The following is a 22,046-nucleotide window of genomic DNA, read 5'->3' as shown; positions in this document are numbered from 1 at the left end:
CCGGGATACTGGTCGCCCATGGACGAGGTGAAAGTCGTCGTCGCTCATTCCGAGCGAGCGACCCTGCGCGTCGGCGATGTGTTCCTGAAGGTGGACGCCGATCAGGCGCGCATCGACGTCGAGGTCGAGGCGATGGCCCTGGTGCCGGTCCCGACCCCGGAGGTCCTGTGGCGCAGGCCGCCCGTGCTGGCGATCGCCGCGGTCCCGGGGACGGCTCTCGGCCGCCTCGGTGAGCCGTCGACCGCGTCCCCGGCGGCATGGGCCGCGGCGGGTGCCGCCGTCCGGAAGCTGCACGACGCGCCGTTGCCGCCCCGGCCCGGCCGGGCGGGCCGGGACCTCGACGAGCTGGCGGCGGAACTCGACGGCGAGTGCGAGCGGCTCGTGGCTGACGGCGTCCTGCCCGCCGACCTGGTCACCCGCAACCGCCAGGTCGCCGAGGCCGCGCTCCGACCCTGGCCTCCGGCGTTCACGCACGGCGACCTGCAGATCGCTCACGTGTTCGTCGACGGCGACGAGATCACGGGCATCATCGACTGGTCCGAGGCGGGCCGGGGCGATGCGCTGTACGACCTCGCCACCCTCACACTCGGACACGAGGAGCACCTCGGTGACGTCATCGCCGGCTACGGCACCGACGTCGACCTCGACGTGATCCGCGCGTGGTGGTCGTTGCGAAGCCTGCTGGCGGTTCGCTGGCTGGCCGAGCACGGCTTCGACCCGTCCGCGCCGGGCTGTGAGGTCGACGTACTGAGATCCCGGCTGTGACGCTGCGCGGGCCCGCCCCTGTGAGTGCGTGCGCGGTACCCGGCACTGCGCACCCTTCGCCGACGACCCGGTTCACCGCGCCACGGTTGCCAGGACGTCGTGGCCCAGCCGCTGGATGACGTCCGTGGCGAGCCGGTGGCGGACCAGTTTGCCGTCCCGGGTGGAGCGCACCAGGCCCGCGTCACGCAGGGTCCGCAGGGCGCGCGAGACCTGCGGTTCGCTGGAACCGAGTCGGGTGGCGAGCTCCGAGGTGGTGATGGGCTCGCCCAGCAGATGGCGGCACAGCTCCATCCGCGCGGGCGAGGTGAGCGCCATCAGCCGCTGATGCAGATCCCGTACGGTCAGCTCCGCGGTCGGGGTGGTGCCGCGCGCCGCGTACTGCACCACCACGCACGACGGGTGCTCGTGCTTGACGGTCAGATGCGGCCACACCCGGGCGGACGGCACGAGGACGAGGGGGCGCGGGGCCACCTTCACCTCGTCGATCTGCAGTTTGTCCAGCCGTACCCGTTCCCCCGGTCCGACCCGGGCCGCGGTCGGCAGCAGTTCGGTGAGCACATCCGCGGGGGAGCGGGACGCCAGCCGGCGACGTACCTCCCGGGCGTGCTCCTCCAGGGCCGGGCGCAGGATGCGCCAGTCCTCGGCGAAGAACGCGGTGTCCGCGGCCCGTAGCACCGCCAGCAGCCGGTCCCGCAGATCGAGCGGTGCCGCCACCAACTGTCGCGCCAGCTCACCGCGGGCGTAGGAACGGCGCTGGCAGCTGCGTGCGTAGTCCTCCGCGGCGGCGGTGCCGGCGCGCAACTCGCGAACCGGCGGCATGGCCTGCGCGTTGGTGCCGAGGACTCCGGGCGCCACCAGTTCGAGGAAGTCCTCGGCCCGCAGTGCCGCGATCGCCGCCAGTTCCTCGTCCAGGCTCGCCGCGAGCGGCAACGCACGGGGGAAGAACAGGCGGCAGCGGAAGCGGGCCCACAGAGGAGCGAACGTGGACAACTCGTCGCGCAGTCCGGGTGCCGAGGCGACGGCGCGGGACGCCCAGCCGGTGGCCTCCGGATGGTGCTCGGGTTCGGCGAGCACGTGCAGGCCCGCCATCAGTTCCGACAGCGGGGAGGGCCCTGCCGCGAGGTCCGCGGGGCCGAGCCCTCCGAGGTCGAGAACGATGCTCACGCCGTCAGCGTACGGCGGAGGTCACCGCACCGGCGCGCCCGGACCGAGCGGGATGCCCAGCAGATACCAGAGGAAGAACAGCAGCACCCACACCACCAGCATGATCGCGGCGACGGGCAGGGTGAAGGAGACCAGGGTGCCGATGCCGGCCTTGCGGCGCAGGGTCTGCAGATAGCCGACACAGAGCATGAACGAGGTGCTCATGGGGGTGATGGAGTTCGTACAGGAATCGGCGATGCGGTACAGAGCCATGGTGGTGGCCGGGCTGGTGCCGAGCAGCATCAGCATCGGTACCAGTGCCGGGGCGACCAGGGCCCACAGGGCGGAGCCGGAGGTGATGAGGAGGTTCATCAGCGCGACCGTGAGGATCAGCAGGGAGAACAGCACCAGAGTGGGCGCGCCCAACTGCTCCAGGAAGTCCGCGCCTTCGACCGCGACGACCGTGGCGATGTTGGTCCACTTGAACAGGGCGAGGAACTGGGACACGGCGAAGAAGAGCACCAGCAGCGGAGCGATGGAACGCACTCCCTCCGCCATGAACTCCGGTATCGCGCGGCTCCCCCTGATCCGCCCGGTGAGCCGCCCGTACACCGCGCCGATGAGCAGGAAGAAGACGGTGAGGAAGACGGCGATGGCGTTCATGAAGGTGGACTCCACGATCGCGCCGCCCTCGCCGCGGAGCGGCGACGAGGCGGGCACCATCGCGAGCACGATCAGCGCGGCGTAGCCGAGCACGGCAAGACCGGTCGTCCGCAGGGCCCGTACCTCGGTGGCGTCGTCGACCTCGGCGGCGACGACCTGCTGTGCCGCGGCCGCCTCCAGGTCCGCGTCGGGGAGCAGGTGGTGCTCGCGCTTGGCGAGGACCTTGTCCACGACCAGGGCGATCGTGCCGGCCAGCACGAACGCCGAGACGGTGGTGAAGTACATGTTGTCCGTCGCGCGGACCACCACGTCCTTGTCGACGAGCTGCGCGGCCTCGGTGGCCACGGAGGCGAACAGCGCGTCACCGGGGGCGATCAGCGGGTTGGCGTCACCCGCGGCGTTGATGGAGACGAACGCGACGATCATGCCGAGCATGGGGGAGCGGCCCACGGCGCGAAAGGCCACCGCCCCGAGCGGGATGAGGACCACGTACGCGGAGTCGGACAGGAACTTCCCCAGTACGCCGCCCAGGGCCACGCCCAGGACGACCGCGCGCGGGGAAAGGCCCGACAGCATGCGGCGGGCCAGCGCCTCGAAGAGTCCCGACCGCTCGGCGACCGCAACGCCGAGCATCACCATGAGCACGGTGCCGAGCGGGCCGAAGGTCACGAAGGACTCCTCGGCGCCGGTGATCAGATCCCGCACGGCGGCCACCGACAGGGCGCTGCGCACGCCGACCAGGTCACCCGAGGAGGGGTCCTCGACCCGCAGGCCGGAGACGTTCAGGGCCCAGCTGACGAGGGCGACCACCCCGCCCAGGATCCAGAACAGCCAGAACGGATGCGGCAGTGCGTTTCCGGCACGCTCGACCAGGTCGAGGAGGCGGGAGCCACGGCCCCCCTCGTCGGGCTCGTCGGCCTGCACCTCCTGGGTGCGGCTGTCGGGTGTGCTCATGGCGGACTCCTGTGAGGACGGTGGAACGAGGGCACGACGCGACCGCGTCGCGGGCGCTGTGTGGGAAACGGGGACCCAGGGCCGCGCACGATCCGTCGTGACGGCACGCGGGGTGTTTGCCGGGTTGCGCTGCACAGTAGGTCCCGCGTCCGGTCCCGTCACCGTTCCGCGGAACAGTTGACCTCATGACGTCAAGTGATCGCCATGACGTGGGCAACTGCCTAGCGTCACGGAGGTGATCTCGTACGACACCCCCCACGCCTGCCCGCCCGAACCCCTCCAGGACGGGGCCCTGTGGCGCCGCACCCTGCGTGTCCCCATGCGGGACGGCGTCCATCTCGCCGCCGACCTCTACTCCGCCTCACCCGAGCCGCAGGCGACCGCGCTTCCCGTGCTCCTGGAGCGCACACCGTACGGCCGACGTACGCAGCGCGGTTCGGACCAGGACCGCGGCGACGCGCCCGTCCCGCAGCCCGAGGACATCGCCCGGCACTTCACCGAGGCCCGGTACCACGTCGTGCGGCAGGACTGCCGGGGCCGCGGCGACTCCGAGGGAACCTTCGTGAAGTATCTGGGCGAGGGCCCGGACGGGGCGGACACGATCGCCTGGCTCAGGAAGCAGCCGTGGTGCGACGGCAAGGTCGTGATGACCGGGGTGTCCTACTCCGCCCACGTCCAGGCGGCCGCGGCCGCCGAGGGGGCGCAGGGGCTCGCCGCCATGTTCCAGGACTCGGGCGGCTTCTCCTGCGCGTACGACGCGGGGATGCGGATGGGCGGCGCCTTCGAGCTGAAGCAGGTGACCTGGGCACTGCGGCACGCGGTGCAGAGCCCGGAGGCGGCGGCTGATCCGGTGCTCCGCGAGGCACTGCAGCGGGTGGACGTGCCGGGCTGGTTCGGTGCGATGCCGTGGCGGCCGGGCTGTACGCCGCTGCGGCACCTGTCGGCGTACGAGGACTTCCTGCTGGAGCAGTGGCGGCAGGACACCTTCGGGGACTTCTACCGCAACCCGGCGCTCTACGGGCGGGGCTTCTACGGGCGCTTCCCGGACGCGCCGAGCCTGCACATGGGCAGTTGGTACGACCCCTACGTCCGCTCCACCATCGAGAACTTCACCGCCCTGCGGGAACTCAAGTCGGCGCCCTCCTACCTGGTCATGGGCCCCTGGACGCACGGGCACCGCTGCGAGACGCACGCCGGAGAAGTGGACTTCGGACCGCGGGCGACATTGGATGGCAACCTCGCCCCGTCGTACCTGGAATTCCGCCGTCGCTGGTTCGACCGCGCGCTGGGCCGGGAGGACGAGGGGAGTCCGGAGAGCGGGGACCTTCCCGCCGTCCAGTACTTCCTGATGGGCGGCGGTGACGGCCGACGGGATGCGGCAGGGCGGATGCGGCACGGCGGCGCATGGCGCACCGACACCCAGTGGCCGCCGACGCCGACGGCCCCCGTCGCCCTGTACCTCACCACCGACGGCGCCCTCACTCTCGACCCGCCCACCACGGCCGCCGCGTCGGTGACCTACGACTTCGACCCGCACCACCCGGTACCCACCATGGGAGGCCAGGTCACCTCGGGCGAGCCGGTGATGAGCGGCGGGGCGTACGACCAGAACGCCCCGGACGCCCGGGTGTACGGGGCGCGCGAGCCGTACCTGCCGCTGGACTCCCGCCCGGACGTGATCAGCCTGACCACACCGCCGCTCCAGCGGGACGTGGTGCTGGCCGGACCGGTGTCCGCACGGCTCCACATCTCCACCTCGGCCCCGGACACCGACTTCACCATCAAGCTGATCGACGTCCACCCGCCCAACCCCGACTATCCGCACGGCTTCGCCATGAACCTCACCGACGGCATCGTCCGCTGCCGCTTCCACCGCTCCTACGAAAAGCCGGAGCTGCTGACTCCGGGCGAGGTGTACGAGATCGAGGTCACCGCCCCCGACACGGCGAACCGCTTCGCCGCCGGCCACCAGATCCGGCTCGACATCTCCTCCAGCAACTTCCCCCGCTTCGACGTCAACACGAACACCGGCGAACCGGAGGCCGCCGCCCGCCGCACCGCCGTGGCCGCGAACACCGTGCACATGGATGCCGAACACCCCTCCCACCTGTGCGTATGGGTGGAAGGAGGAGCCGAGGCGTTCGCTCGGCCGGACGCCGCCGCCTTGACGATCTCGACGAACCTGAGGAGCCTCAAAGGTAGTTGACGATCCGTCAGTAACTGCGGATCGAGCCGTCAAGAGAGGAGTTCAAGGGTGCCGGACTACGAGTTATCCCATGACGGGACGACGTTCCCCTTCCCGCCGGGTCCCCACGGCAGCCCGCCGCGGGACTACAGCAGCAGGCGGAGTGCCTGCCCGCTGGCCCCGGTGGTCCTGCCCAGCGGGGACGAAGCGCTCCTGGTGACCACGTACGACGACGTGCGGGCAGTCCTAGGAGACCTGCGCTTCAGCCGCAATCTGCGCTACGCGGGCGCGCCGCGCATGCTGGCCGCCGCCGACTTCTCCGACGATCCGAACGCGCTGGTCAACATGGACCCGCCCGAACACACGCGGCTGCGGCGCATCGTTCAAGCGGCCTTCACCCCTCGGCGGGCCGAGAGCTGGCGCCCCCGCATCCAGACCGTCGCGGACGAACTCCTCGCGGAGATGCGCGCCGGGTCACGCCCGACAGACCTGATGACGGCCTTCGCGTTCCCGCTGCCGATCGACATCATCTGCACACTGCTCGGCGTACCGGCCCAGGACAGCCCTCACTTCCGCAACTGGTCGGACCTGTTCCTGTCCACGAGCACCGCCGACGCACCGGAACGCACCAAAGCCGGCGCGGAGTTCGCCGCGTACGTCGACGCCCTGATCGCCGCGCGCCGCCGGGCCCCGGGCCAGGATCTGCTCGACGCTCTCATCGACGCCCACGACGCGGACGACCGGCTCAACGAAGTCGAGCTGGCCCGCATGGTCCGAGGGCTGATCATCGCGGGACACGAGACCACCGGCAACGTCATCGGCCGCGGCATCCTCACGCTCCTTCGGCACCCGGACCAACTCTCCGTGATCCGCGACGATCCAGCGCTCCTGAACATCGCCGTCGAAGAGATCCTCCGCATGGAGGTCCCCGGCCACGGAGGACTGTTGCGGGTTGCCACCGAAACCTTGTCGCTCCCGTCAGGGGGCACTGTCGGGCAGGGACAGGGCGTTCTCGCCCCGGTCGTGGCCGCCAACTTCGATCCCCAACACTTCCCGGCCCCGGACACGTTCGACGTCCGGCGTGCCGACAACAAGCACATCACCTTCGGACACGGGCCCCACTTCTGTCTGGGCGCGAACCTCGCGCGCGTCGAACTGCAAGTCGCCATCGGTTCGTTGATCCGGGAATTCCCCGACCTCGCGCTCGCGAGCAGCGCCCAGGAACTCACCTGGACCAGCGGAAGCCGGGTCTGCAGCGTTTCCCAACTCCCCGTCACCTGGTAGGCAACCCCTCGAACCATCCGTCACTGACGGAGCCGCTTGCGCAGCGCGGGCGCCGAGGCGCTCTCCCACGCCGCGGGCACCTCCCGTTCCCTGGCGTGGGCGACGGCCTGCTCCGTGCCGTACAGCAGACCCCAGGTGAAGCCGGCTTCGCCCACCGCCTGGGCCGTCACGGCCTGATCCCTGATCGTGCCGCGGGCGACCACGCTGTCCTGATGATCGCCGAGGACCTTCTGCACCGCCTTGACCCGCTTGCCCAGACGCTTGGCCGGTTTGCCGAGGGCAGGACGGGCCACCTCGCCCGCGTAGCGCACCTTCTTCGCCGCCTTGCGGGCCTCGTGCAGCGCCACGTCGCGCTTCGGGCCGGGCGACAGGTCCAGAGCGGGGGCCATGCGCCCGGCCAGGCGGTCGTACTCCTTGAGGACGGCCCTGGCCATGACCTTGCCGGCCTTCTTGCGGGCCTTGGCCCGCAGCGGAGGCTGTTCCACCAGCGTGGCGAGGGAGTCGAGCAGGGTCAGGTAGCGGCGCGAGCCCAGGGCATCGAGAGTGCGCTGACGGGACTCGGTGCCACGGGCGACGTTCCACGTCTGCAGCCGCGCCACGACGGGCCCGAGAACGAGCTCATCGGGCAGGACATGGATCCGGTGGGTGAGGCGCTCCATCAGTACTTCCTGATCGCGCTCGGCGCCCAACTCGCCCGCCAGCCACTTCAGTTCGGCCCGGATCGGGTCCGTGACATCGCGGTCCAGGACCGACCGGTACGTGCGCAGACAACTGCGCAGACGGCGGCAGGCGACACGCATCTTGTGCACCGAGTCGGGCCGGTCGCGTCGTACAGCCGGGTCCAGGGCGGTGAGGATTCGGATCTGTTCGCGCACGTACGCGAGGACCTGCTCGCCGGCCGAACCGGGATTCAGGTCCAGGTCGCCGGACTGGTCGGCGCCAACGGCTCGGGCGGCGGGCGCCGTCTCGTCGAGGGCCCGGGCCAGCTTCGACGGGGACTGCGCGCGAGCGATGCCCTTCTTGCGCAGCTTCCTGTCCACGGCGTCCAGCAGAGCTGGATCGGCGCCCTCGGCCAGCTCCACCTCCACCTCGTTCCACGCGGTACGCCTGCCCTCCGCGCGCAGGGACTCCGCGCGAACCATGTCGATGTTCAGCGCGGCACGGAGAGTGCCCTCGGCGTCGACAAGATGCCGCACCTCGCGGGTCGAGCGGATACGAACCACCGGGGTCAGTCGTACCCCGCGCGTGCGGGAGACGGTCAGGTCGAGCATGGCGTCCGGGACGGCGTACGTGTCCGTGTCGGCAGCGGCGTCGGCGTCGGCGTCGGTCAGAGCCGACTGGATCTCCTCCCGACTGTCGCCCGGCAACGGCAGCTTGAGATGCCACCCGGCGTCGGAGCCGCCGGTCCTGCGGCGCAGCGTGGCCGAAGTACCGGACAGGCGAAGGTCGGCGGTGTCGTAGTAGACCGCGTCCAACTCCTCGGCGCCCCGGTCGACGACCGCCGTGACACCTTCCACACGCGCCAACCGGGACAGCCAGGAGGCATCGGACAGCCAGGACGTGTCGGAGGACGAAGGGACGGCGTACTTTCGTTCTGTCTCGCGCATCGACTGGACCATGTAGTACCGGTAGGCGCGATCCGCCGGGTGAAACACGGCCTTGGACGTGATTTCGCATTTCGGTCCGCGGGCCGCCGTCTGTTCTGTACGCGGGGCGCCGTCCGTGCGACGAGGGTCGCTGTTTGCCGACCGTGGGGCTGGATACCCGGCGCGCATGGCTGGAGCAAGCGACAAGACGACGAACGGACAGTCGCCGACCGCGAGCGCGCGTGCGGCGAAGAAGACGGTGACCGAAGGCGCCGCGGCGCCGGCGAAGGAGTCGCAGCGGGCTGCCGCCCAGGCGGCGGAGAGTGCCGGAGAAGCGGCCGCCGCCGTGGGCCACGGCAGCAAGGAAGCCGTGGTGAGTCTCGGTGGAGCGGCGTCGGAGAAGGCCAGGGAAGCGGCCAGGACAGTGCAGGGAACCGTCTCCTCGGCGGCCCAGCAGACGATCGGGAAGGCCGGCATGGCCTGGACCCTCCTGAAGGCCAGGAAGGTCGTGGTGGCAGTCGCCGGAGCGGGGACCGCCACCGTGGTCCTCTGCTCCTACACACTGGGCCGCCGTGCCGGTCTGCGTCGGCGTGGACCGCTCTCCCGCCTCAGCGGCGGCCGTCTCTGAGTAGCAGAACACCACCGAGGCGCTCCTTGGCACGGGCCCGCGAGAGCTTTCCGCTCTGGCGGGCCCGGCCGTTTGACCGGCGAGTACGGGCCCGGCCGCTCGCCCGGCTCGTACGGGAACCGAGGGCCCGTGCGGAGCGGTGTCCGCCGCCCCGCATCGCTCAGCGTTTCCCTGGCACACGCGCCGCCATGTCGGCGCCCACGACGTGCCCGAGCAGGTGGAGCGGGGCCGCCGTCACCCCGGCCCGGTCCACGGCCTGGGCGTAGGCGTGAGCCACGCCTTGGTCCACCAAGCCGTGCACGAGCGGCAGTGTCGGCAGGGCGGCGTGCAACAGGGACTCCGTACGGCAGGAAGCCAGGGTGTCCTCGATCCAGGGCTGGGCGAGGTAGCCGGCCGCTGCCGCGGCGGGCAGCCCCTCGGCAGGTTCACGGCGGGTGAGGCCGACGTGGAGCAGCCCGCCGCCCAGAACCAGTACGTCCTGCTGTTCCCGCATCCGGGCGAGAGCTCGGCCGGTGTCGAAGCAGTGCGGGAACGAGTCGTCGATCACCGTGCTGCCGGGCCTCAGCCGGTCCACGTCCAGGACCGCGGCGCTGCCGCTGATCGCTGTCACCAGCAGATCCGCCCCGTACACCGCGTCCGGCAGCGCCTGCCGGGACTCCAGCACCTCGACCTCGTCGGCCAGCCCTCGCTCACGCAGGTTCCGGGCCAGTTCCGTCAGCCGCGGTCCGCTGCCGAGTACGTCGCACAGCAGGAGCCGCCGTGGTGGACGGGTGGCTCCTGAGAGGAGCAGTTCCAGCGACGAGGAACCGATCGAACCCAGCCCCACGAACGCGACATCGAGGTCCGCGAGCTTCTGGCCGGTGGCGTCGAGGGCCGCCTGGACCGTCTTGACCACCGACACGACGGTTGCCGCGTGCCCCGTCGTCACGGCCGCCGGCCCCTCGACGCAGGACAGCACGTCGAAGCCGTAACCGGTCAGCGACGGGATCATCCCCGCCAGTGAGACGCAGCGCGCGCCGAGCGAAGAGGCCAGCGACACCCCGCGGCCGGCGTGCCGGACGAGACCGGGGTCCCGGCCGAGTTCGTCGGCGAAGAGCGGCACGCAGACGAAGCCCGATCGGCCCAGCGGCGTCTCCACCGTCTCCAGGAGGCGCGGCGCGCCGTCGGGGAACAGCATCGTGCGCAACTCGGCGCGTGGCAGCGCCCCGTCGGGCAGGCCCGCCAGCCGCGCCAGATGGTCGGGGGCGGGCAGGTATCCGACCAGCGCAGCGTCCATCGTCTCCCGAGGCACCTGCCGTCGAACCGCGGGCCCAGGGCTCGCTGCCCGCGCGAGCCGGGTGCGGATCGAGTCCGCGAAGCCGTCGAGCGCGGGTGGCGAGAAGGCCCTCGCGGATCCACGAAGCGTCACGCGCAGCCCGTCGCCGTCCGGCCGTACCGCCATGAACACGTCCGTCGCCGTCGACGGCGGAGCGAACGCGCTGTCCGCGTCCTCCCACGACACCGTCAGCGTGCCGCCGTTGGGCGCGGCCAGCGCGGAGAAGTCCAGGAAGGTGAAGAAGAACTGCGACGTCACCGGCAGCCCGTTGGCGTGCCGCGGCAGGACGTCGTCGTGGGTCCGTGCCTCCTCGGCCTCGGCGACGATCCGGCGCAGGGTGTCGCCGAAGGGGCCTTGCGCCGGCTCGTGGCCCGCTGCGGCGCCCGGCCGCACCGGTACGGCCGCAGCGAACGGGCCGAAGATCCGGTGTACGTCGGGCAGCGGACGGTCCCGCCCGCTCACCGCAAGCCCGAGGATCAGGTCCGCTTGGCCGGTCGTCTCCGCCAACTGCTGGTAGTAGGCGGTCAGTAGGGGCGCGTACAAGGTCGCCCCCGCTTCCGCCGCGAGGGCCCGCAGCGCGGCCGTACGGCTCGCGTCGAGCACGAACTCCGCCGAGTGGAACATGGGGGAGTCACTCGCAGTACTGCCGCTGCCGTCGTCGGGTGCGCGCAGCACCGGGGGCCGGTAGGGGGCACTCAGCCGGGCTCGGCGTTCCGCGGCGTCCGGCGCTGAGCCGGCCCCCGCTCCGGCTTCGGTTTCGGTTTCGGTTTCGGCGCCTGGCTCAGCCAGCAGCAGGCAGTGGTCGCGGAAGGTGGCGCGTGGTGTGGACAGTTGGGCCGCGCGGTCGGCGGTCAGCAGGTCGTACGTGTCCGTCAGTTCCTGCATGAGCAGTGCGGCGCTGTAGCCGTCGCCGATGAGGTGGTGTGCGTGTACGAGGAGGACGTGCTCGTGTGGAGCCAGGGTGAGCACGCGAAGTCGCAGCAGGGGCCAGGTCCACGGCTCGAAGCGGCGACCGGCCTCGGCGGCGGCCCGCTCGTCCACGTCACCGCGGTCGCGGAGCGTCTCGAAGACGACCGGCAACCGCAGGGAGCGCGGCAGTTCCTGCTGGACGGGCGGCCGGGCGCCGGAGGGGAAGACGGTGCGCAGCATCGCGTGGCGTTGCACCAGCAGGTCCACCGCGGCCTGGAAGACCTCCTGGTCCAGTGGGCCGGACAAGCGCAGCCGCGCCAGCCAGGAACCGCCGCCCGGTGAGAGCTCCTCGGCGAGGAGGAATCCGCGCTGGCCCGGAGTGAGGGGGAAGGGGGCCGTGTGGTCCTCCCGCGTCGGGCGAGAACTCGCGGCTGGCCTCGTCCCACACGGTTGCCCGGCAGCCGTGTCCACCGCCGTCGCGAGCGCGGCGAGAGTGCGGTGGCGGTAGACCGCGGTCGGCCTGGGCAGCGGCCCTTCCTGTTCCCCGAGCCGGGCGAACACCTGAAGGACGAGCATCGAGTCGCCGCCGAGGTCGAAGAAGTCGTCCTCCCGGCAGACCGGGTCGGCCCCCAGCAGTTCGGACCAGATCGCCGCCAGCCGCCTTTCGGTCGGGGTCTCCGGGGGAGTACCACGGCCGGCGGTCTCCGACAATGTAGCCGATGCCGTGCCCGCACAGTCCTCCGAGGCAGTTGCCTGGTCGGACAGAGCGCGGCGGTCGACCTTGCCGGTGCCGGTCAACGGCAGCGCGTCGACGACGGTGATGCGCGCCGGGATCATGTACGGCGGCACGACGTCCGACAGGTGTCGGCGCACATCGCGGGTATCAGGTCGGGCGGAACCGGGCCGGACGGTCACGAACGCCAGCAACCGCCCGTCGCGCGCTGTCACGGCGGCCTGTGCGATGCCGGGATGCGTCTGGAGGGCCGCCTCGGCCTCTCCCGGTTCCACCCGGTTCCCACGGATCTTCACCTGGTCGTCGACACGGCCCAGGAACTCCAAGGCGCCGTCCTCACCGCGGCGTACCCGGTCCCCGCTGCGATACCAGCGGCGACCGTCGCGTACGGCGAAGGCACAGGCCGTCAGGTCCGGCTCGCCCAGGTATCCGGGTGTCAACCCGGCCCCTGCGATGAGCAGTTCGCCGACCTCGCCCTGCCCGCGCGGCGTTCCGTCGGGGCCGATGACCTCCAGGTCGGTACCGGCGACGGGCCGCCCGATCGGCAGGAGTTGTACGTCGTCATCGGGGCGGACGTCGATGACATGGCAGGTGGCGTTGATGGTCGCCTCCGTGGGCCCGTACAGGTTGGCGATCCGTGTGCCGGTTCCGAACAGGTCGAACCACCTGCGTACGTGCGCGGCAGGCAGCGCCTCGCCTCCGACGTGCACCCATCGCAGTGCCGACAGGTCCGGTCGACCCGCCCCGCGTCGCACCTGCTCCTCGGCGGCGGACAGCAGTTGTTCCCAGAGCGTCGGGACGGAGCTCCATACGGTGATCCGCGCCCGCTCCACGTACGCGAGCAGCAGCTCGGGGTCGCGTCGCAGGTCCTGCGGCACGGTCACCACGGTGGCGCCGACCAGGAGGGGTGCGAGCAACTGGCGTACGGAGGCGTCGAAGCAGGGCGACGCCGTCTGGGCCAGGCGGTCCTGGGGACCGTAGCCGAAGGTGGCGACTGCCCAGTCGAGGTAGTTCTCCATCGCCCGGTGGGTGATGGGTACGGCCTTGGGGCGTCCGGTGGATCCGGAGGTGAAGATGACGTACGCGATCGCCTCGGCCTCCGCCGGGGACACGGGGACAGCCGCCCGTACGGAGTCGTCAATCATGGAGGTCGGTGAGGTCGGTGAGGTCGGCGGGTCGTCGACGGCCACGGCCCGAACTCCCGGGAGAGCGATGGCAGTTGACGATGTGGATGCATGGCACACCACGGCGGTGGCGCCCGTGCGGGCCAGTTGATCCGCCAGCCGTGTCGTGGGGTGGCTCGCATCCAGCGGAACCCAGCCGGCACCGGCCCGCAGGATGCCCACCACGCCGATCACGGTGTCCGGCCCCGGCTCGGTGAGGAGTCCGACCAGGCCGTCCGGACGCACGCCGAGGGTGCGCAGGCGCGCGGCGAGCAGAGCCGACGCGCGGTCGAGGGCCGCGTAGGTGAGCGTCGTCGCGCCGGCATCGACCGCGGTTGCCGTGGGCGTGGCACGGAACTGATCGAGCAGCCGGGCGACCAGGCTCGGGCCGCTGTCCGATCCGGCGAGCGATAGGGACGCCACGGTGGGGGAAGCGGGGGACAGGACCGTAACAGCCGCAGCCGCAGCCGCAGCCGCAGCCGCAGCCGCAGCCGCAGGCGAAGGCCGTGCGGGAACTGCACACAGCGCGGCCAGTTCCTCTCGGTACTCCCGGTCCAGACGTGCCACCGTTTCCCGCTCGAAGAGCGGCAGGGGGAAGTTCCATGACATACGCAGCACAGGGCCGTCCGCCCAGCACAGCAGGCTCAGCCGGGTCGCGGCCGAGCCGGTGCCGGCCGCGGTCGCCCGTACTTCCACGGGGCAGTCGGACGCCAGGCGGGCCGGGAAGCGGGCGAAACTGAAGCCGGCCGGGCTCGCCGTGCGGGGGCCGCCGTCGGTGCCGGACAACAGCCCGGCAAGGTCAAGGCTGCTCAGGTCGGCGTGCCGCTCGCTCTCCAGCCATGTCCGGCGCAGCCTCTCCGCCAATGCCACGAGCGACTCCTCCGCATCTGCCTCGCACAGCAGCGGAAGCGTGTCGGCGAGCGGACCGACGAGCCGGTCCACCCCGTCGAGCCGGTCCTCACGCCGGGCCCGGGCCACATTCACGGCGATGTCCCGGCGGTCAGTCCACCGCACCAGACAGCGCACGTACGCCGCGAGCAGCAGGTGGAACAGCGAAACGTCATGCGCGGCGGCCAGCCGTTCCAGGCCGGTGGTGAGGACCTCGTCGAGTTCCCCGTGGTGTTGCACGAGCGGGCCGGACGGAGGAGCGTCGGGATCGCCGTCGTACGGCAGCCGCAGCGGTTCACCGCGCCCGGCCAGGCGCTCCGCCCAGTAACGCCGCGTGTCCTCCGGGCTGTTGGAACCGGGGGAGTGGACGCGTGCTGCCGCGTACGTCGCGAAGTCCAGTGCCGGCGGGATCAGTTGGGGGCGTTCTCCACGCCAGAGTGAGGTGTACAGCGCCCACAGGTCTTCGGCCAGCACGTTCAGGCTGTACCCGTCCGCCGCCGCGTGATGGACCACCAGGAGCAGGTGCGCGAGGCTCGGTTCCTGACGGAGTACGACGGCCCGTACCGGCGGTTCGACGGCCAGGTCGAAGGGCCGGTTGCACAGGGCCGATTCGACGTCGCCCACGCTCTGGGCAGTCCCCTCGCGCACCTCGTACCAGGTCTGTAGGGGCATCGTCGGTGTCAGCCGCTGCATCGGCGTGGCTCCCGCGTCGTCGATACACAGCCGCAGCATGCCGTGCCGCTCGGCCAGAGCTGTCAACGCCAGGCCGAGGACGTGGGTGTCCAGCGGGCCACGGATCGTCAGGCGCAGATGGCCACGGGCCGGGACGTCCGGGTGCAGTCGGCTGCTGGTGTGCAGGGCCAGTTGTACGGGGGTGAGGGCGAAGGGCGTGCCGTTGTCAGCCGCGGGCGGCAGCGGGGCGAGGCGCGTGTTCCGCCCCGCCTCGACGGCATCCGCATCAGCTTCGGCGCGGGTTCCGGCTGCGGCTGCGGTCTGCGTGTCGAGGTGCGTGGCCAACTCGCGCACGGTCCGGTACTCGAAGAAGAGCGTCGTGGGCCATGGTCGTCCCGTCTTCCTCTCCAGCCGCTTGACGAGGTCGACGGCACCCAGCGAGTCCAGCCCGAGCGACAGGAACGGGGCGTCGTCGTCTACGGCCGGCGCCGGTACGCCCAGCGACTGCGCGAGCAGCTCCCGCAGCACGGCAGCGGCGCCGGAGACGGACGCCGTCCCGTCCGCGCCGGAGGGCTGACGATCCGCCGGTGAAACTGTCTGCGTCTGCGTCTGTGGCTGTGGATGTGGCATTGCCGCAGGTCGTCTCGGCGAGTCGGCAAGGGCCGGTCCCCGCACGGGCGTCAGATCGGCGATCACCAGTTGTGCCGCGCCCATGTCGCACGCCGAACGCAGCGCCGCCAGCGCGGGCGCGGTCGCCAGCGGGCGGCTTCCGGCGCGCGCAACGGCACCGACGCCGAGCGAAGAGGTGAGCGAGGAGGCGAGTCCCGTCTCGGCGAACGGCCCGAGGTTCACCGACAGCCACGGTCGTCCGGCCCGCCGCTCGGTGGCGGCGAAGGAGTCGAGGAAGGCGTTCGCGGCCGCGTAGACGCCGAGCGCTCCGGCCAGCCCGGGCAGCACCGAGGACACGGAGGAGAACGCGACACACACCCCGGGACGCTGCCCGTGCCGGTGCAGTGCCTCCGACAGCAGCATCGTCCCGAGCGTCTTCGCCTGAAGGGCATCCACCGCTTCCTGCACATCAGTTGAGCGCAGGCTCCCGGGGCGCACCACTCCGGCCGCGTGGAAGACGCCGTCCAGCGGAGGCAGTTCGGCGACGAGCTTGTCGACGTCGTCCTGTGCCGCGAGATCGGCCGGGTGGTAGCGGGCATCGGCGCCGAGCGCCGCGAGTTCCTCCACCAGGCCCTCGGGCGGCAGGGGAGAGCGGCCCGTGAGGATGACCACCGGCCGGCCACGGTCGGCCAGGTCCTGGGCCAGAGCGGAACCGATGCCCCCGCAGCCGCCTGTGATCAGGAAGGTGCCGTCGGCGGGCAGCCGCTCCCCGCCGCGGGGCGTCTCGGCCGACTGCGGGACGACGGTCCGCACCAGCCGCCGCCCGTCCCGCCAGGCGATCACCCCGGCCGCCTGGGGCGCCGCCGCCTCGGCGAGGACGGCCCGGAGCCGTTGCCCGGCGTCGTCGAGGGAGGCGAGGTCGACCCAGTTCGCCACCACTCCCGGGAACTCCTCCGGCACGGCCAGAGCGAGGGCGCCCAGCACGGCCTGTGCCGGGTCCGGCCGCTCGGAGCCGTGTCCCGTGACGTGCACGTCCTCGGTCACGACCAGCAGACGACGAGCCCCGGTCCGGTCGAACAGCGTGAGCGCCTCCCTGAACCCCGTGACCCACCGACGCTGCATCCGCTCGAACTCGGCAGCCGTGCCGTGCTCGGCCGGCCCGCCGACCAGGATCACCGTCTGCGCCACAGCGACCCCGGGGTCCGTGGTCACCTCCACGCCCCGCCCCGCGAACTGTTCCGCGAGCTCGCGCACCGCCGTCGCGTCCACGCCCGTCACCAGTACGGGCCCGGCGGGAGCGTCGTCGGCCAAAGGCGCCGTCTGCCACGTGAAGCGGTGCAGGAGCCCGTGCGCCGCGGTACCGGGCCAGTACCGGCGCCGCTGGTACGGGTAGGGCGGCAGCGGCACACGCCGACGGCCCGCGTCGAGCGCCGTACGGTCCAACGCCACGCCCCGAGCCCACAGGAGCCCGACCGTCGCCAGCAACTCCCGTGCCCCGCCCGGAGCACCGCCCTTGGCGGCCCCGGCGCGGTCCGCCTCCCCGGGCGCGGACACGACGAGCACACGACTGCCAGTGCCAGTGCCAGTGCGCGTGCCAGTGCCGGTGTTGTTGGCCGGACGCGGGGCGTCGGCAGTCGCAAGGTCCGAGCCGGTAGCCCGGCGATGGGCCGCCGCCGCACGGATCGGGCCCGCGAGGTTCTCGTCCGGCCCGAGTTCGACGAACGTGTCGTAGCCCTCGTCCAGCAGCCGTGCCACGGCCCGGCCGAACAGCACCGGCCGCAGGGCGTGTTCGCGCAAGTGGTCCGGGTCCATGCGCGGCTGCCACTCGGCGGTGAGCGTGCTCATCAAGGGCAGGTCGGCAGCCGTGACGTCCAGGACGTGTGCCGCGTCGGCCAGGGCCTGCGAGACCGGCTCCATCAACGGTGAGTGAAATGCGTGCGGCACCCGCAGCGGACGCACCACCGCTCCGAGCCCGGCGAGCTTCTCCGCCGCCCGCTCGACCACGTCGAGGCCACCGGAGACCACCAGCCGGCCGGGACCGTTGTACGCGGCCACCGCGAGCTCGCCGGGTGATGCGGCCACCAGGGCCGCCACGTCCTGCTCGTCGGCTCCCCGTACGGCCAGCATCGCGCCCGGCGCGGTCAACGTGCCCATGAGCCGCCCGCGTTCCGCCGCGAACCCCACCGCGTCGGCAAGCGACAGCACCCCGCCCACGCAGGCGGCCGCCAGCTCGCCGACGCTGTGTCCGACGAGCGCGTCGGGCCGTACGCCCCAGGCCATCAACTGCCGGGCGAGGGCCACCCCGTGGGCGACCAGCAACGGCTGCGCCACCTCGGTGGCGGCCTGCGCCTGCGCGTCCACCTCCGCGTCCACGCACCAGGACGTCAACTGCCGCCCGTGCACGGCGCCGACGCGGGCCGACGCCTCGTCGAGCGCCTCGCGGTACACCGGTGCCGTCTCGTACAGCGCACTGCCCTGGCCCGGACGCAGTGCACCCTGGCCGGGGAAGACGAAGACGGTCCGCGGCCGGTTCGCCACCGTCCCGGTGACCACTCCCGGCGCTCGGCCGTCACCCGCAGCGCTCGCCGCGGCGAGCCGTTCCCGAAGGTCCCCGTCGGCCACCACGGCCAGGCGGTGCGGTCCTTCGTCCCGTGCCGTGGCCGCCGTCAGACAGACGTCGCCCTCGTCGAGTTCCGGGTGGTCACGCAGATGGTCCGCCAGACGGGACGTCCAGGCGGCCAGACCTTCCGCACTGCGGGCGGAGAGGGTCAGCAGACGCGGACCGCCTCCCACACGCGGCGCAGGAGCTGAGGGGAGGGTCGGCGGTGCCTGTTCCAGAACCGCGTGCGCGTTCGTGCCGCCGAACCCGAAGGCGTTGACGCCCGCCCTGCGTGGCCCCTGCGACTGCCAGTCGGTGAGCTCGGTGACCAGGGCGAACCCGGACCGCTCGACCGCGGGGGAGGGCGACGTGTGGTGCAGCGAGGCCGGCAGCCGGCCTCGCCCGAGAGCCAGCACGACCTTGACCAGGGAGGGCAGGGCAGCCGAGTTGAGCAGGTGCCCGACGTTCGTCTTCACCGAGCCGAGCAGCCGCGGCCGCCCGTCCGTACGGGCCGGGAAGGCTTGCGCCAGGGAGCGGAGTTCGATCGGGTCGCCGACAGCCGTGCCCGTCCCGTGGGCCTCGACGTACGTCACCGACTGCGGATCGACGCCGCAGATCTCGTACGCCCGGCCGATCACCTCGTGCTGTCGCAGCGGATTGGGTGCCATCAGGCTCAGGGAGGTGCCGTCGTTGTTGACGGCGGTGCCGCGTACGACGGCCAGAATCTCGTCGTTGTCACGGCCGGCTTGCTCAAGTGGCCGCAGGACGAGGGCAGCTCCGCCCTCGCCGGGTACGAACCCGTCGGCCGCGGTGCTGAAGGCGCGGCTGCGGCCGGTCGGTGACAGGGCCTGCGCCGACTCCAGTGCCTGGTACCCGTCGGGCGTGAGGTGAAGGTTGACGCCGCCGACGACGGCGATGTCGCACTCGCCGTCCGCCAGGCTGCGCCGGGCCAGGTGCAGCGCCACCAGACCCGACGAGCACGCGGTGTCCACGGCGAGCGCCGGCCCGTCGAGGTCGAGGCAGTGCGCGACACGGGCGGCGACGAGGTTGGGCAGGTTCCCGGTGAGGGCCGTTGCCGAGGGTGGCGTACCGGCCGGGGTCGCGTCGGCGAGGACCTGCCGATAGCCGCTGTCTCCGACGGCGGCGAACACGCCGACGCGCAGGCCGCGGCGGCGGGTTCCGGCGTAGCCCGCCCGTTCCAGTGCCTCGTGGGCGAGTTCGAGGAAGATCCGGGCCTGCGGGTCGAGCGTGCGGGCCTCCTCGTCACCTATGCCGAAATGCCCGGCGTCGAAGGCGGCCGGGTCGTCGAGGAAGGACCCCCAGCGCCCGCCCGAGCCGGTGGACGCCTGCTCGCCCGCCTGCGCCGAGGGTGCGGCGTCCCAGCGGTCCGGCGGCACCGCGGTGACGGCGTCCCGGCCGTCGGCCAGCAGGTCCCAGAACTCCTCCGGCGTGCTCGCGCCGGGGAATCGGCAGGCCATCGAGACGACCGCCGTCGCGGGCGTGCCGGCTCGGGCGGGCACCGGCACCTGCCCATCGGTGACGTACGGCCGCCGGTCTGCCGTGTCGTCGACTGCCGCCAGCAGGTGGTCGGTGAGCGCGTCGACGGTGTCGTTGCGCATCACGGCCGGAGCGAGGGTGACATCAAGGGCGTGCTCCAGTTCGGCGAGCACTTCCATCGCCTTGAGCGAGGTACCGCCCAGATCGGTGAACCGGTCCCGGTCGGTGAAGGACGCCTCCGGTCGCGCCAGTACGCGCGCCCATACGTTGCGCACCAGCCGCCGCACGTCCCGGCGCGAACGGGGCGACGCCGATCGCTGTACGTCGACAGGCTGCACCGGCCCGCCCGCCGGTGCGTCTGACGAGGCGGCGGACGGAACGGCCGCCGAGCGGGCAGAGAGCATGGCCAGAGGGCTGGACGAGGCCCCGGGCCGGTACGACCCCTCCTCGAAGCGGGCCCGCATCCGCTGCCGCTGCAGCTTCCCGCTCGTAGTACGCGGGAAGGCCGACGGCGGGAGAGCGAGGACGTACACGTCGTCGTGGCCCAGCGCCCCACGAACCCGCCGAGCGACCTGCTCCAGCACCTCCGTCGCGGTGCCCGGCGGGCGGCTCCAGGACACGAACACCACCACTCGCTCGCTCCCGGTCACCGGGTCGGTGGAGCCGACCACGGCCGTGAGACCGGCAGGCAGCCCGGGCGTCGCGGCCGCGACCTCCTCCATGTCCGGTGCGTGGAAGGTACGGCCGTTGAGGAAGAGGACGTCCTTGTGGCGGCCACTGACACAGAGCCGGCCGTCCCGCAGGAAGCCGAGGTCCCCGGTGCGCAGCCAGCCGTCCGCGAAGGTCTGCGCGGTCGGCTCGGGAAGACGGTGGTAGCCGCGCGCGATCTGCGGGCCGCCGACCTCGATGTGACCCACCCGCCGGTCACCCAGCGGCCGGCCGGCCTCGTCGGTGATCCGCACTGAACAGCCGGGCACCGGTACGCCGACGTCCATCACTTCCACGGCCGCTTCCTCGGCGTCGCCGCCGGGCTCCCGTTCCACCGCCCGGCCACGGCTGAGCGCGGCCCGGTCCAGCACCACGGGCGCCGCCACTTCGCCGAGCGGCGGGAAGGTGACGGCCAGCGTCGCCTCGGCGAGCCCGTAGACGGGCGTGGCCGCCCGGGGGTCCAGTCCGGTCGGCCGCATCTTGGCCGCGAAGTCCCGCCACACCGTCGCGGAGATCGGTTCGGCGCCCACCAGCATCAGCCGTACCGGGCTCAGGTCCACGTCGGCGAGTACCTCGTCGGAGACCCGGCGGACGGTCAGGGTGAGCGCGAAGTTGGCGGCCGACAACACCGTGGCCCGGTGCGCGGCGGCCACGTCGAACCACAGGCGCGGCGTCTTCGCGAACGCCAGGGGACCGATCTTCACCTGCTTCGCCCGCACGGCGAGCGGCGCCAGATGGGTGCCGATGAGACCCATGTCGTGGAAGTAGGGCATCCAACTGACCACGACGTCCTGCTCGTTGAGCCCGGAGGCGGCGGCCATCTGCCGCAGGTTCGCCAGGACCGCCGCGTGTGTCAGCTCAACCCCCTTGGGCGACCCGGTACTTCCGGAGGAGAACTGCAGGAAGGCCAGATCGTGCGGACCCGGCACGACCGGCGAGACCGGTTCGGCACACTCGCGCAGCGTCTCCAGCCGCAACACCCGTACGCCGTCGGGCAGTTCGGCAGCCACCCCCGCACAGGCCGCGTCCACCACCACGGGCGGACGGCCCAGGTGCTCCCACACCGGGGCGACCCGCCGCGCGTCGGGCGCGAGCGGCACCGGCACCAGGCCGGCGGCGAGCGCGCCCCAGAACATCGGCTGGAAGTCCTCACTGCGGTCCGCGAGCAGCGGCACGCAGGTGCCGGGCTTGACACCCGCGCCGCGACAGCCACCCGCGACGCGCAGGGACTCGTCGAGCAACTCCCGGAACGTGACCGCCAGTTCGCTGCCGTCCCCACGGACATGTACGACGACCTGCTCAGGGGCCTGGCGGGCTGCGTCCAGCAGTACGTCAAACAGCGATGCAGTCTTCATGGGTCCGTTCGTTCGTGCGTGGGTGAATTGAGCCGGTACAGCGGTGGGTCAAGCCCTGTGGCGAGCCGAAGGCCCTTGACCTCGCCCTTTCGGATCAGGGCCGGGCCCCATGGATCAGGGCCAGGCGCAGGAGCCTGTCGGCCGAGGTCTGTCGATCTTGCCGAGTCGTTCATTCGGGAGCCTGCCGGAGCCTGTGTCTCGTTTCATGAGTACGCATACTCAAACGGCCTTCCGTATCGAACTGCTGCCAGGGCACGCGACGTGAACGACGGAGACATGCAGGCCGCGCGGCTGCCCCGTAGCCGAGCGCATGGGGCGTGCCTGGCTGGCACTGCATGGCGTCAGTCGGGTCGGCAATTCGCATTCCCGGCCGAAGGCGGAAAACGTGGA

8 protein-coding genes are annotated in these 22,046 nt (G+C 72.1%); 4 read left to right on the top strand and 4 right to left on the bottom strand.

The annotated features are described in order from the left end of the window. Positions 1-18: 18 nt before the first annotated feature. Positions 19-765 (top strand): phosphotransferase family protein, encoded by a 747-nt coding sequence (locus tag QF035_RS02800; RefSeq protein WP_307517901.1) that lies wholly within the window; start codon positions 19-21, stop codon positions 763-765. 72 nt (positions 766-837) lie between these two features. On the opposite strand, the gene QF035_RS02795 is transcribed toward QF035_RS02800, so the two are convergent. Both QF035_RS02795 and QF035_RS02790 read right to left on the bottom strand, forming a co-directional pair. Beyond that, positions 838-1,929 carry an ArsR/SmtB family transcription factor gene (locus tag QF035_RS02795; protein ID WP_307517900.1) on the bottom strand — a complete coding sequence of 364 codons (1,092 nt, stop codon included), beginning with the start codon at positions 1,927-1,929 and terminating at the stop codon, positions 838-840. A gap of 21 nt (positions 1,930-1,950) precedes the next feature. Further along, positions 1,951-3,525: an AbgT family transporter gene (locus QF035_RS02790; protein WP_307517899.1), complete on the bottom strand. Its 1,575-nt coding sequence runs from the start codon at positions 3,523-3,525 to the stop codon at positions 1,951-1,953. 235 nt (positions 3,526-3,760) lie between these two features. Between QF035_RS02790 and QF035_RS02785 the strand changes: the two genes are divergently transcribed. Both QF035_RS02785 and QF035_RS02780 read left to right on the top strand, forming a co-directional pair. Then, the gene (locus QF035_RS02785) at positions 3,761-5,731 is read left to right on the top strand and encodes a CocE/NonD family hydrolase (protein WP_307517897.1); all 1,971 of its coding nucleotides are present in this window, start codon (positions 3,761-3,763) and stop codon (positions 5,729-5,731) included. A 48-nt stretch (positions 5,732-5,779) separates the two neighbouring features. Continuing rightward, a complete protein-coding gene (locus QF035_RS02780; protein ID WP_307517895.1) occupies positions 5,780-6,994 on the top strand; it encodes a cytochrome P450 in 1,215 nt (404 codons plus the stop codon). 20 nt (positions 6,995-7,014) lie between these two features. Here QF035_RS02780 and QF035_RS02775 read toward each other — a convergent pair whose 3' ends face one another. Next, the gene (locus tag QF035_RS02775) at positions 7,015-8,613 is read right to left on the bottom strand and encodes a CYTH and CHAD domain-containing protein (protein ID WP_307517893.1); all 1,599 of its coding nucleotides are present in this window, start codon (positions 8,611-8,613) and stop codon (positions 7,015-7,017) included. Positions 8,614-8,767: 154 nt separating this feature from the next. On the opposite strand from QF035_RS02775, the gene QF035_RS02770 reads away from it, so the two are divergent. After that, positions 8,768-9,208, top strand: a complete 441-nt coding sequence (locus QF035_RS02770; RefSeq protein WP_307517892.1) for a hypothetical protein — start codon at positions 8,768-8,770, stop codon at positions 9,206-9,208. Positions 9,209-9,368: 160 nt separating this feature from the next. Here QF035_RS02770 and QF035_RS02765 read toward each other — a convergent pair whose 3' ends face one another. Beyond that, on the bottom strand, positions 9,369-21,656 hold the full coding sequence (locus QF035_RS02765; protein ID WP_307517891.1) for a non-ribosomal peptide synthetase/type I polyketide synthase: 12,288 nt from the start codon (positions 21,654-21,656) through the stop codon (positions 9,369-9,371). Between the last annotated feature and the right edge of the window lie 390 nt (positions 21,657-22,046).

Origin of the sequence: Streptomyces umbrinus (assembly GCF_030817415.1) — a bacterium.
Taxonomy (GTDB): Bacteria; Actinomycetota; Actinomycetes; order Streptomycetales; family Streptomycetaceae; genus Streptomyces; species Streptomyces umbrinus_A.
The sequence above is the reverse complement of the archived record's forward strand: the minus strand, read 5'-3'. Positions and strand labels throughout refer to the sequence as shown.